Source organism: Candidatus Micrarchaeota archaeon, assembly GCA_021163225.1.
Lineage (GTDB): Archaea > Micrarchaeota > Micrarchaeia > Anstonellales > JAGGXE01 > JAGGXE01.
On sequence record JAGGXE010000029.1, the window covers coordinates 1 to 12,796 of the forward strand.

Annotated in this window: 13 protein-coding genes and 2 tRNA genes; 6 read left to right on the plus strand and 9 right to left on the minus strand. The window is 43.7% G+C overall.

Features of this window, described 5'->3' with window-relative positions:
* The 4 genes from J7K41_02210 to J7K41_02225 all read right to left on the minus strand — a co-directional run.
* Positions 1-3,429: hypothetical protein (locus J7K41_02210; GenBank protein MCD6549504.1), on the minus strand; the 3,429-nt coding region annotated here is incomplete at its 3' end.
* A 19-nt stretch (positions 3,430-3,448) separates the two neighbouring features.
* A complete protein-coding gene (locus tag J7K41_02215; GenBank protein MCD6549505.1) occupies positions 3,449-4,168 on the minus strand; it encodes a hypothetical protein in 720 nt (239 codons plus the stop codon).
* 110 nt (positions 4,169-4,278) lie between these two features.
* Positions 4,279-4,677: a hypothetical protein gene (locus J7K41_02220; protein MCD6549506.1), complete on the minus strand. Its 399-nt coding sequence runs from the start codon at positions 4,675-4,677 to the stop codon at positions 4,279-4,281.
* Between the two features lie 186 nt (positions 4,678-4,863).
* The gene (locus tag J7K41_02225) at positions 4,864-5,325 is read right to left on the minus strand and encodes a nucleotidyl transferase AbiEii/AbiGii toxin family protein (protein ID MCD6549507.1); all 462 of its coding nucleotides are present in this window, start codon (positions 5,323-5,325) and stop codon (positions 4,864-4,866) included.
* A gap of 343 nt (positions 5,326-5,668) precedes the next feature.
* Between J7K41_02225 and J7K41_02230 the strand changes: the two genes are divergently transcribed.
* The 3 genes from J7K41_02230 to J7K41_02240 are packed head-to-tail and all read left to right on the plus strand — an operon-like array spanning position 5,669 to position 7,069.
* On the plus strand, positions 5,669-6,124 hold the full coding sequence (locus J7K41_02230) for a 30S ribosomal protein S15 (protein ID MCD6549508.1): 456 nt from the start codon (positions 5,669-5,671) through the stop codon (positions 6,122-6,124).
* A gap of 11 nt (positions 6,125-6,135) precedes the next feature.
* A complete protein-coding gene (locus tag J7K41_02235; GenBank protein ID MCD6549509.1) occupies positions 6,136-6,732 on the plus strand; it encodes a 30S ribosomal protein S3ae in 597 nt (198 codons plus the stop codon).
* Positions 6,733-6,745: 13 nt separating this feature from the next.
* Positions 6,746-7,069 carry a nascent polypeptide-associated complex protein gene (locus J7K41_02240; protein MCD6549510.1) on the plus strand — a complete coding sequence of 108 codons (324 nt, stop codon included), beginning with the start codon at positions 6,746-6,748 and terminating at the stop codon, positions 7,067-7,069.
* 67 nt (positions 7,070-7,136) lie between these two features.
* Here the strand turns inward: J7K41_02240 and J7K41_02245 are convergent, their stop codons facing one another.
* Entirely contained in the window at positions 7,137-7,664 is a 528-nt protein-coding gene (locus tag J7K41_02245) for a hypothetical protein (protein ID MCD6549511.1), read from the minus strand.
* Positions 7,665-7,816: 152 nt separating this feature from the next.
* Between J7K41_02245 and J7K41_02250 the strand changes: the two genes are divergently transcribed.
* Together J7K41_02250 and J7K41_02255 are read left to right on the plus strand one after the other, a co-directional pair.
* Positions 7,817-8,362: an AAA family ATPase gene (locus J7K41_02250; GenBank protein ID MCD6549512.1), complete on the plus strand. Its 546-nt coding sequence runs from the start codon at positions 7,817-7,819 to the stop codon at positions 8,360-8,362.
* A 14-nt stretch (positions 8,363-8,376) separates the two neighbouring features.
* Positions 8,377-9,549: a hypothetical protein gene (locus tag J7K41_02255; GenBank protein MCD6549513.1), complete on the plus strand. Its 1,173-nt coding sequence runs from the start codon at positions 8,377-8,379 to the stop codon at positions 9,547-9,549.
* 16 nt (positions 9,550-9,565) lie between these two features.
* On the opposite strand, the gene J7K41_02260 is transcribed toward J7K41_02255, so the two are convergent.
* Positions 9,566-9,663, minus strand: a tRNA-Gly gene (locus J7K41_02260).
* 102 nt (positions 9,664-9,765) lie between these two features.
* Complete coding sequence (locus tag J7K41_02265) at positions 9,766-10,893, minus strand: glycoside hydrolase family 3 protein (protein ID MCD6549514.1); 1,128 nt, start codon at positions 10,891-10,893, stop codon at positions 9,766-9,768.
* Positions 10,894-11,146: 253 nt separating this feature from the next.
* Between J7K41_02265 and J7K41_02270 the strand changes: the two genes are divergently transcribed.
* The gene (locus J7K41_02270; GenBank protein ID MCD6549515.1) at positions 11,147-11,719 is read left to right on the plus strand and encodes a hypothetical protein; all 573 of its coding nucleotides are present in this window, start codon (positions 11,147-11,149) and stop codon (positions 11,717-11,719) included.
* On the opposite strand, the gene J7K41_02275 is transcribed toward J7K41_02270, so the two are convergent.
* A tRNA-Gly gene (locus tag J7K41_02275) sits at positions 11,701-11,774 on the minus strand. The genes J7K41_02270 and J7K41_02275 overlap by 19 nt on opposite strands.
* Before the next feature lie 207 nt (positions 11,775-11,981).
* Positions 11,982-12,796: hypothetical protein (locus J7K41_02280; protein MCD6549516.1), on the minus strand; the 815-nt coding region annotated here is incomplete at its 5' end.

Sequence of the window (12,796 nt, forward strand, 5' to 3'; positions counted from 1 at the left end):
CTCGAGCACGATAGTGTCACCGGCATCTATATCGCTACCTTCGGCAGGACTGACCAATGTTACCGTCGGTGCATCGGCATCGTATACGATCACATAATCGTACGACACAGAACCTCCGTCGACATCGGCAACTTCAACATGCATCGTGTTGACCCCCGGAGACCAAGCACAACTTACCACTTCCGTGGCATCGGTCGAACCACCCAGGTCAACAGTCGTAGGTGAACCGCCGGGACATGTATAAGTCATGGTAGATAAACCGCTAGGGTCATGCATCGTTATCTCAACTTCCTGGTCGGGTTCGGTTGTGACAGAACCGTTAACCGGGTCAAAACTCACAGTAGGCAATGTGTTCTCACCGAAGAACGTATATTCAACAACGGTCTCCAACCCTTCATTGTCACGCGCATATACGTAGAGATGGTTTTCATCTGGTAACATCTCCGAATAATCCACTGTGAGGTCGTACGGAGGTGAGAGAACCCTTCCCCCGGTTTCGGGATCACAGTTCCAACTGTACAGAACCACTGCCACGGCACCGTTGTCGGTGACCTCGATGTCTATCGTATCACCATCGTTTACATGAGAACCGTTAGCCGGTGATACAAGGGTTATCACGGGCGGTTGGGTCACGTAGAACGTATACACTTCTTCGGTAGACATACCGTAAACGTTCCCAGCCCTTACGGTCAACGTGTGCAACCCGTCGGCAACGGTCGGCACGGTCACGTTCCATTCGGTAGCGAACGGCGTCATAGCACCGTCATCCCAAGCGTATTCTTCATCCGTTGAACCGGTAATGTCGAACTGTATCGTGTCACCCGGATGAACCTCTGACCCGTTAGCCGGTGACACCAAGGTGATCACCGGAGCATCAGAAACAGTGTACGTATAAACCTCGGTCACTACGGCACCGTCCACATCACGCGCTGTAACGGTTAACGTGCGAACACCGTCATCAACGGAGCCCAGGTCTACTGTTGCAGGTATATCTGAAGGTGACAGGTAGACTGCATGAGTCCAACAATCGAACTGATAGGTCACGTAATCCAATCCTACATCGTCAGTTACATCTATGGTAATCGTATCGGAATGTGTAAGAACAGAATTGTTTGCCGGTGTGACATCGATCACAGGAGGCATGTTTTCAACGACATGGACAACGCGTTCTTCTGTCCAACCCGTGTGACCGAATGCATCCGTTGCATAAGCCCTGAACGTGTAATCCCCGGGACCTATAACCTTTTCAACATAACCCTCTGTACAATCCGTGCACACCGTCTCGTTAACACCGTTCCATTCTAATGTTAGGTTTGACGGTTCATCGGAAGTGATATTTATTATGATATCCGCAGAGATCCGATAGGTTGCACCGTCATCAGGTGTGGGCGAAACGAAAGATACCGTCGGGGCTGAGGCATCGACTGACACGGGTATCTCGGTGTGTAAGGAACCGTAAGTAGCAACAATTGTACCCTCACCTCCTTCACTGGGTATAAACACCACATTGTTACCTGTAGAAGGCACAACCGTACCCAGAGAACTCGGAGAAACGGTCCACGAAGGTTCTGCACAGGTTATCACGTTACCGTACTCATCCTGCACATAACCGCTGAGCTCTACGGTATCGCCAACGGACACTGCTATCGAATCGGGTGTAACGTTTATCACAGCGGGTTCGCCAGGGGTCACATCCACGGTGGCGGTGTCCGTAAGAGTGTACGAAGAACGGAGGTATTCGGAAGGTATCAGACGTGCAAACGCACCGATCCCTCTCACCAATGCAACCGAATCAACGGTCACGTTAGCGGTCACTGTATAGGTACCGACTTCGGTTGCTGTAAAGGTTCCGGAATCGTTTATAACACCGCCGTCAGAAGACCAAAGGACATCTTCAACCGGATGAATCTCGTTACCGTATGCGTCGTAACCGATCACATCGAACGTGACGGACCCGTACACTGGTATTTCGGCATGTTCAGGTTGTACATCTATGGATGTCATCGCACCAGGGGTTACGTGTACGGCGGCTGCAGACACAAGGGTTGTATCACCAAAAGTGACGTTGACATAGATATGATAATCGCCGGCTACTGTTGTGATAAATATTCCGTTATCATCGATACTACCGCCATCAGAAGACCATTCCACTGTGGCACCGGTAAGGTCGACGGGGTTATCGTACTCGTCATAAACGAACACATCAAAATCTACCGGTTCGCCTGCCGAGGTTGTGACATCGTCGCCCGGAGCAAGCACGATCGTATACGGCGATGACGGAACCACATGCACGGTTGTTTCAACATGGGTGTTAACGGATTCGTCTTCTGACAGGTTAACATCTGTCTCGAGGATGTATGTTCCTGCAACGGTCGGTGCGGTCAGATTGAATGTGACGTTGACCGTTCCGCCCTCATCAACAACAACCGTTTTGGAAGCAGGGTCAACGGTCCACCCTTCTGCATAAGGTGTCACGGTGTAGATCGCAGGTGTACAATAACCTTCATCATTGTTACGCACCTCAACCGTCAGTTGACCTTCTTGCAACGGCATAAAGGTATCGTTGACATATAGGTTCACTGTTGGTGCAGTACGGATACAGACCGGTTCGGCCACTGTCACGGACGCGTTACCTGTCACGTCCTCGTAAGTGGCGTAGACGTAACCTTCACCCGACTCGTTACCGAGGTATGTACCGTTGGGATAGATGTAACCTAAAGATGTTGACCATACAAAGTCTTCCGGATCAGAAGTGATCATGTTACCGAAAGCGTCATTGGCTACTGCCACAAAATCCTGTGTATCGTTGTACTCCAGGTTGACCGATGAGGGAATGACCGTAACCGTTGCCGCATGACCGGGCACTATATCGAAAACCCTCGATTCTTCCGCCCATGTCTCATTGTCTTCCATTACGGTAAAATTCAGTCTACAGGTCTCCCGCGTCTCGTTCACAGTAAACAGATGGATTGTGATAGGACCGACGGACGACCCCGGATAGATCACGAACTCTGAGGACGTGTAAACGAGAGGGTCAGTGACGTTGATGAAACATTCGGGTGATGCGTACGCATAAAGAACCACGTGTGCAGGATCAGAATATTCATCTTCATTGTTCGTCACCCATACCCGAACATCGAGTGTACTGTTCACACGAACAGGAGCGTCATAATACACAACAATCTGGTGAGGGTCGACATCAGGTAAACTGATGGGACGTTTCGTCTCAGATACTGGACGCGCCGTTACATGATGAGACGGATGATGTGGCGTTGTCCTACGTATCACATAACTGTGCTGAACACCTCCTTTACCTACCGACTTGCCGAAAACGGTCCCGGCTACGTCCGTCTCACTAAGCACGAACAAGGTAATCAATGCAACGATTCCTATCCAAACAAACAGATTTTTTCTCACATTCATATCCATATCGCATCACCCGATAAACCTAATCCCGTTGTTCTTTAATGGCAAACTCCACACCATCTTCACGAACATCCTTCACATGTATAACATACTGATAACCTGTCTCGTAATCCGTGTGGAAAAGATGAAGACCGCCGACAGGCACTGTGAACGTGTTGATCTCCATACCTGCTTCGTTGAGAAGCGTAAAACTCGCCGTGGATTCGACAGTGTCGACGGCGTCCAACCTAAGCAGGTAGTTGTAGTCTCCCAGTACCACAGTATCGAATTCCCCGATGTTCAATGATCCGGAAACAGAAGATTCGTAATCAAAGGATTCGAATGATGTATCAACACTCACTTCTTCCGCAGATATCTCCACATTCACGACTCCCGAATCATCGGGAAGGATAGGGAAAACCGCGCGATAGGTCATCTGACCATCGTCCCCGGTCTGTTCAACACCTATCTCCCTACCGTTCACGGTAAGATTTATATCAGGATGGTGATCAAAGTTTTCAAGATGGAACAGGATAGAATCAGGAGCCATTCTAACAGGTTCTGGGAGATAATCCACAACGATCTTCTTCTCCTTTTCCTCGGTCCCTATCCCGATAGCACAACCTGTAAACAACGTTGAAAACGCGAGACCTAACGTACCGAACAATCGCCAGTACTTGTTCGTTCGAACCGGTTTATCAGCCGATTTATCAGAAAGATTTTTCTTACCCTTCTTAGAAGACTTAAACCTGAATATGCTCATACTCCACACCCCCAAATAATTTTTGTTGGTATATGTTTAAAAACATTGTGTTTATTGTTTGTCAATTCTGTTTGTATAAATTCATGAATAAACACATTAAAAAGCTTTCCCTACATCCGTCTGTGGAGGAGACCCAACACCTTCCTCGCGAACTTCTTATCATAACTTTTCAAGTATTCTCTAACCTTCTTCTTATTCATCCTCTTACTGAAAACCCTTAGTAGGTCATCGTCTATCCAATCATAGTAGTATATCCAATCGATGAACGTCTTTTCTGTATTGCTCACAGGTATCTTGAGGTTGTAGTAATCCATATATTCGTAACCGAAGAAATGTTTCTTACTGATGTGGTGAACGACAACATTCGTACCGACTACCTCTCTTATACCTACCCTCAATCTCCTCGGGGTTATCAGGATAACGTTGGTTTCCTGTTCCCACAACCCATGTAGGGATAATGCGTTTTCTAAACCGATGTAGAACGGCTTTATACAGTATGTGATCACCATAGGGTCATCGTACCTGCTGTAATATCCCTTTATGATTCTATGAATCTTACCTCTTTTCTTCAAGATGTGTAGGATCGTGTAGGCGTAGTCCGGATTAGCATGGTTTGATACGAGAAACCTTTTTTACATCTTTCACGGTGAATACCTTAGTTCTATAGATGAACTCCTCTATCCTGTCCAAATACTTTATCTTACCCATCTCTTCACCTCTTCTAACATCTGTTGAGATGTGGGAACAGCACCGACGAACACCAGCGCTTTCAGTATGTTCTCATCCTTTGGTTTTCTGTATTCGGATAACAGTCTCTTTAGATACGGTTTAACCTCTTCCTCATCTTCCACATAACTTAACAGTATGTATATATCGTACAGATCCCTGATCAATCGTCTGGAAAGATAACTCTCTACCTTTTCCTTCAACAGATCCTCTGGGTTCAGGGTAAACACGTTGACCCTGTTACCGTCAATTGTCTCGTAGGGTTTAACCACAACACGTTTGTTTCTCATGCTTAAGAATGAAGACTCAAAACTTATCTCAACACCTCTAAACGACAACTTCGCATATACCGCGTTCTCGGTCTGCTTAAACTTCTTTATCTCAAAACCTTTCTGTTTCAGTCTCTCCTTAAACAGGTTTATCTTACTCAACTCTTTTTTACTTAAATTAATTTAACCTTAAATTTAACCTTATATGAATGGTTAATTTATAATTTTCACAGTTTATAATCCTTGACTGTTTTGAATAAAAACCTACGAAACAAAACCTATTACAACTATCAATTTACGGTGGGATTCCGGGTAGATAAGGAGATGAAGAGTGATAGAAAACCTAATCCCCTGATCGGATTGATTGGGATTTATTCACAATTCGCGCACCCGGATAACCATGATAGTTTTATAAATAGTTTTATAAATATTCAGTAACAAAAAAGGAACACTCATTGGGAAACACCCGAACGCTGTTCGGTGTTATCCGGCGAGGTGTGTATGTATGGCACGTATGCATTCGAGGAAAAAAGGTAGGTCAGCTTCAAAACCACCTAAAACAAAGGTGGCACCTGAATGGGTCAAGATGTCTTCCCACGAAGTGGAAGACCTAGTCGTATCCTTAGCGAAACAGGGACACAATCCAACCACGATAGGTCTGATACTCAGGGACGAGTACGGTATACCGAGCGTAAAACGGATATGTAACAAGAGCATTACACAGATCCTGGAAGAAAACGGACTGAAACCGGAGTTGCCCGATGACCTGGTCAACCTGATGAGAAAGGCGGTCCGCGTCAGAAAACATCTCGAGAACAACAAACATGATGTACACAACAGGGTCAAGCTCAGACACATAGAATCAAAGATAAGGCGTCTCGTTAAATATTACACCAGAACGAAGAGGTTACCTGCAGACTGGAGGTACGATCCAGATACCGCTGCCTTACTTGTGAAGTGAGGGTGATATAGATGGCTGTAAAGAAAAGAAGGAGGGGTAAGGTTGTTGACAAATGGAAAGCCAAAACGTTGTATCAGGTAGTTGCACCGGACCTGTTCCAAGGTAAAGAGTTGGGTTACGTTGCCGCCAACGAAGATTCGAAGTTGATCGACAGAGTTATAAGGATAGGTATGTCCGATGTAACAGGGAGTTTTGATGAACTGAACATGTACACCATGTTAAGGTTCAGAATTACGGATGTGAAAGGTACGCATGCATACACATCCTTTGACGGTCACGAACTATCCCGAGCGTACGTAAGAACGTTGACAACGAGAAGACACTCACTAGTCGACCCGGTCGTGGACGTGATCACTAAAGACGAGGTTCCGGTCAGAGTGAAAGGACTGATCATCACTGCTCACAGGGTCAGTTCACCAAAGAAGACCGCGATCAGAAAACTTTTTGAGAAAGAAGTCACAGAGTTTGCATCGTCTACACCGTTCAACGAGTTCATGAACGCGCTGTTGTTAGGCAAATTCGGTAACGAATTCAGTGTAAAAGCAAGAAAGATCGTTCCTATCAGGACTGTCAGGATACGGAAAACAGAAGTGAAAAGAAAGAGATAGATGGGTGTGAGTAATGCTAGGCACGAATCCAAAACAACTTGCAAAGATTATGAAACAGATGGGGATAGAAACCGAAGACCTGCCTGCAAAACGTGTCGTCATTGAATGCGAAGGATACAATATCGTTGTCAACAACCCAATCGTAACCAAGATCAGTATGAAAGGCAGCACCACATTCCAGGTAACCGGTGACACGGTAGAAGAAGAAACGATCAGCGATGAAGACGTCAAACTTGTCATGGAACAAAGCGGCGCGTCTAGAGAGGAGGCTGTTAGGGCGCTCAAAGAGACAAACGGAGACATTGCAGAAGCGATACTAAAACTACAAGGAGAATAAAAGAAGATGTGTCAGTCGAGAGAATGGCACGGGGACAGAGAACGGTAAAGAAAAAAGAAAGAATTTTTCAAAGTTTTACTTTTACTATTCTGCGTTTTTCACTTTCTTTAAACAGACTCTGTTGTAAAGGACCGCCCATACGTTTAACTATTTCCTGATACTTCTTAGTGATCTCAGATTTGGTCTTCCAGTACAACATTTTGGTTTTCTCGGTAGGGTTATGGATGTAAGGGAACACATCGGGATCACGATTGATGAGTTCCGTCTGTAAAGATTCTGGTAATTCCCTACCGACAAGAAGTATTTTCTTATCCAACAATCTTTCCAACACCCTTTCCCTGTCCCATGGAGATAAATCGTCAAAATTTTCTAACATTTCTTCGAATTTATCACAACCCAGAGTCTTCAACCGGTTAAGAAACTCTTCATCGATAAATTCTATGTAATCGCTTACCTTACCGCCATTCTTAAGTTCCCTCTCCAAAACACGTACTACCGAATCCATAAACGCGTTTACATCACCGGTTGACAGAAACTCATCGATCGCCTCGCCGAACAGATACAGTTTATCTTCCTTAAAAACTATCGGTAACATCTATCCCACCCCCATATGATCAAAAATCGAAACCAGATATAACTCAACCATCGTATATTTAAATCTAACTGAAAAGTGACTTAAAAACTGCAGAATTGCACTTCTGATCGAAGATAATAATGGTTAAAAAGAGACGGGAAGATTTTAGATACATGATAGTGATATGCGTTACCGGGTTGAGAGGTGCGGGCAAATCCCTCGTTGCAGAGGTCGGACGCGAATTTAATATACCTAGTGTGGAAATGTCTGCAGCTGTGATAGAGATGATGAAGAGAGAAGGTAAAGAAGATATGGATATCAGAGATTTTGCAAAGGAGATGCGAAGGAAGAAGGGTAACACAGTGTTTGCAAACGTTGTAGTAGACATCATAAAGAGAGAGTATCCCGATGCCAAGGCAGTAATCGTATCCGGGGTTCGCGGGATGTACGAAGTCGAGACGTTTAAAAGAGAACTGGGAAGACCAGTCATCATAGCGATAACTGCTGACGCGGATAAACGGTTCGAACGTGTGATGAAAAGGAACCGAAATAACGACCCGAAAACATGGGACGCATTCATAAAGGCGGATGCTAAGGATAAAGGGTTCGGTGTGGAAGAGGTTATAGATGCTGCTGATTATACGGTCGAAAACAACGGAACGGTAGACGATGCTAAAGAGAGGATTAGACATATACTGGAGAAGATACTGAAGGGATGAGAAGGTGTACCTGCATGTTGTTGAGTTCAAAAGAAATCGTCAATAAACTGAAAAAGAAGTATTATGCATCTCTCTACAGAGAACTTGTTGAACAAAACAGGCGGTTCGTTCACAGGTATGAATTCTTCGGTCCCACCCCGCCCAACGCGCTGGTAGGGTCTTATAACTATCCGAACGTTCGAGTAGGAACATTGATAGACATAGACAGTCAACCCGTCAATGATTTGAGTTTACTGTACGGCAAGAGTTATACCGAGATATTAAAATCCTTTGCATTGACATTGAACGCAGCCACTCTCCATCACGTCAGGTCAAAATCCAGGATATTGGAGAGGATACAGGAATCGGTACTATCGGATCGACCCATAGATATCGAAGTAAAATTGCGTGTTCCACCGAAACTTAATCTCCAGACCGATGGGTACGTAATACCGACGGGTTATCAGACATTCATAAGAGATTTGCACGTTGCAGAAAATCCACACGTACCGAAAATCGTTGATAACCTGATTGACGAAGGTCTAAATGCGGTAGAGACGATAAGGATTCTGACCAGACGCGGATTAAATACGTATTACATAACCCGTCTTTTCACAACTGGTCTGTTGGGAATGCATGATAAGAAGAAACTCGTACCGACACGATGGGCGATAACCGCAGTTGACGATATAACGGCAAAGTTAAACCTGGAAATGATAAGAACGTACCGGGAAATAGAAAATGTGTTGTTGTTTGAAAACGAGTTTCTATTCAACAGATTCTTCGTACTGATGATACCCGGACGTTGGGAGTACGAACAGTTTGAAGCCTGGCCCAGAGATACACCTTGGGGAACGGAATGGGGATTCAACGAAGAGTACGAACCGTACGAAGGAAGAAGGGATTATGCCGAGATCCAGGCCGGGGGATACTATGCTGCACGGTTGGCTGTAACCGAACACCTCGTAAAGATGAAAAGACAGGCACGTGCCATCGTGTTCAGAGAGATAGATAAGGAATACTGTATACCTGTTGGTGTGTGGCAGGTTCGGGAAAACGTCAGACACGCATTAGAAAAAAATCCTAAAAGGTTCGATAACGTTAGAGACGCGCTGAATTATCTCAAAGATAAGTTAAAGGTAAATATAGAGAAATACGTCAAAAAAAGCCGGATCCTCGGACAACGTAGATTATTGGAATTCTTTTAAACGATGTTGTTGAAGATGCGGCTGCCGGGATTCGAACCCGGGTCGTCGGCTTTCTCCGATCAAGCGTACGGTTCTTGGAAGGCCGACGTCCTAACCAGGCTAGACTACAGCCGCATCTTGTCCTATATTTAACTCAATCGAATTTTAAACATTTTGGTTTTTTCGGTTCTCTGTCTATCCTAAAATATCTTCTCTCGCTGAAGATAGGTCAGACGCCTAACGGATTTTCCGTTTGACCTTAACGGGTAGAAATCTGTCCTCATGCGCACGTTTTATCTTCAGTATCTTACGAACCTTTTCATTAACCAAAGAAGTATCCAACGTGTTGAGATGAGTTATTGTTTGGTTTATCTCTTTTTCCGGATTCGGTTTGTTGAAACCGGTCACAATTACAAGATCGTTGACGCGGACAAGGTCTTCGAACAAGTTGTTTTTCCATAGGAGTTCGGCCGTGCCCATAGATATGTCATCACTTACAACGATTCTGTGTTCAGGTAACATATTGATCGCCTTTAGAGAAACGGATAACGGAACAGTATCGACATCGATATATATTCCATGAGAAACCATCACCATATCACTCTCCAAGATGTAGAAAGGTAACATCTGATTGATATCCGTATGAAGATAATACACTGCCTTCTCATGAGGATCTATGTTAGAAGGAATATCACCCAACCCGGCAAAATGTTTAGTACAGGTAAACATACCCTCATCTTCAAACGCGCGTATCATAACACCAGACAGTTCGATCGTGATTGTAGGGTCAGAAGAATAGGAACGATTTTTCATGTAACCCGAATCGCAGAGGTCAACAACCGGAGCCAACACGGTGTTAAAACCTAACTCTCTCAGAATCTTTGCTATCGAACGGTTGTATCTGTAATACATTTTAAGAAATTCCGTTGATTGATTATCTCTAACCCTTGCATAAGCTTCACCGATCTCACGTTCTGAGGGCAAAACATAGGAAACATGAACGTTGTATCGGTTGATGAATTCAGTGATATCTTCATCCTGTTGACACAGTGTTCTAAACTCCTCAAAATACTTCAGCCTTGACACTGCTCCTCCCTCTTCATCTATCATGATGAACGGATGATCTTCCCGAATCAGAAAATATTCATTCAAAGATTCGATAGTGTCCAGTCCATATTCTACCAACGGTTTTATGTCGCGGGAGATATAGATGATCCCGCCGAACGATTCTTCAGGATGGGTTAATGCAAATTCGTAAGGTACAACCAACAGTTGAGTAACCTCTTTACGGTCGGTTGCCTGAACGATGTACGAAGAAATAACGAGCAAAAGAGTAGACAATACCTTTCTGACCCATTTGAACATGAGAATACCTAATGTTACAAAAGGTTTAATTAACTGACGGCTCTATCTAAACTACGTAAACGCCTTTGTGAATAATTCTTTAAAAAATCCGCTCGTTTAGAGATACAAGGGATAAAAGGGTGTGGGTAAGGTTTATAGAAGGATAATTTTTTCGGAGGTAAGTATTGTAGAGAAAAAGAAATCGCACTACGTAAAAAGAATGCGGTAACGTTTTTTAGAATGACTATAAAAATCTAACATTCATAAATACATCTTGGTGATAGGTATGAGAGGCGTACTCATATGTTTCGAGGGGATCGACTATTCGGGCAAATCAACGCTGAGCAGAAAGGTCGTTAACAAACTGATCGACATGAACATCCCCGTGTTGTACATCCATTATCCTAAGAAAAAACCTGACCTGACCAGTTCTCCGGATAGGTTGGTTAAACACTTCCTCAGGGAGATGGCGGACGATAGGGATGCAATATTGGACCACATTAAACACAAAGGGATTGTTGTAGTTGACAGATGGTTCTATTCCACACTCGCGTATCAGGGAATATCCGAGGCCACTATCGAACTCATCCGTAATCTGAACCTTCCTGTACCGGAATTGATAATTCTGTTGGATGCAGACCCGGCCGAATTAACTGCAAGAAGAAGGGATAACCCGGATGCTTTCGAAAAGAGGATGGAATTACAGAGGACCGTTCGTACCAGGTATCTTCAACTCATGGAGAAAAGGTTCTTCGGCGGTAGATGGTTCAAACTGAACGCTCTCGACCCTTTATCCAAGAAGACAGAACAGGTCTTGAAAGAGATCTATGCGGTGGCCGGGATTTGAACCCGGGTCTTAAGCTTGGCAAGCTCATATCCTAACCAGGCTAGACGACCACCGCAATCAGCATATTATAAATTGCAAAATGGTTTATAAACTTTTTCTCTCGTGATTCTGTTAACTTATTGCTGGTATAACGTCGTCTGGCAGATATCCGAAGTCGAGCGGAGTGGGGATTTAGGCATGGGAGATAGCCAAAGTAGATACCCGTCTGTTAAGCGACCCAGTAAGGTGCGAATCACGAAGTGACGAAGCATCGGGCTTCGGCTCATTTTAATATATACCACAAACAAGTCTCCTTAAATACACATTCATTACATATTGGTCTATTTCCACAGATATTTCTACAACCTAGGTTTTCATCTTCTCCGCAATGACGCCATATTACAATGTCAAGGATACCTGGATTTTCTGCTAATCTTAATTTTCCGTTTGGAATCTGGATGTATATATCATCACAGAATTTTTTGCAAAATGTCACTACAATTTTCTGAAATAATTTATATTTCGTTTCGTATGATTTTGCAAACAAGGTTAACACATCATCATTATTTCTCTTTAAATACCATTGAATTATGCCCGTTCTAAATAAAAAACGTTGAGTATGTCTATCAACAGGTATGTGTTCATAAAAACCATGGGATTTAAGAAAATCGTCATCACTTTTTAATCCCATCCGAGGTATGTGATTGTTATCTTTATGTAGCTCAATTATCCAATCACCAATGGAATTGCTTTTTAAATGCTGTAAGATTTCTCTCAATTTTTGTATTTTCTTACTTGACATTCCCAAACTATCTAAGTTTTTTTCAACGTTTTCTATACTCCATCCCCCCAATATTTTCTTAATGTTATTGATTTGGGTTTCTACTCCTTTTGCATTCCTTCCTTGAACGAGTAATTGAACAATTATATCCTCCAATAACTCTTGTTGATCTTCATAGGACAATTTTCTATTCTCTATTTTATATCTCCATACCAATCCATCTTTAATTTCTTCGTTAAGAAGCTCCTTATACTCATCCAAAAGGATTTTAATTCCGTTTTTATAGTCAATATCGATCATCATATTTACTTCACCAC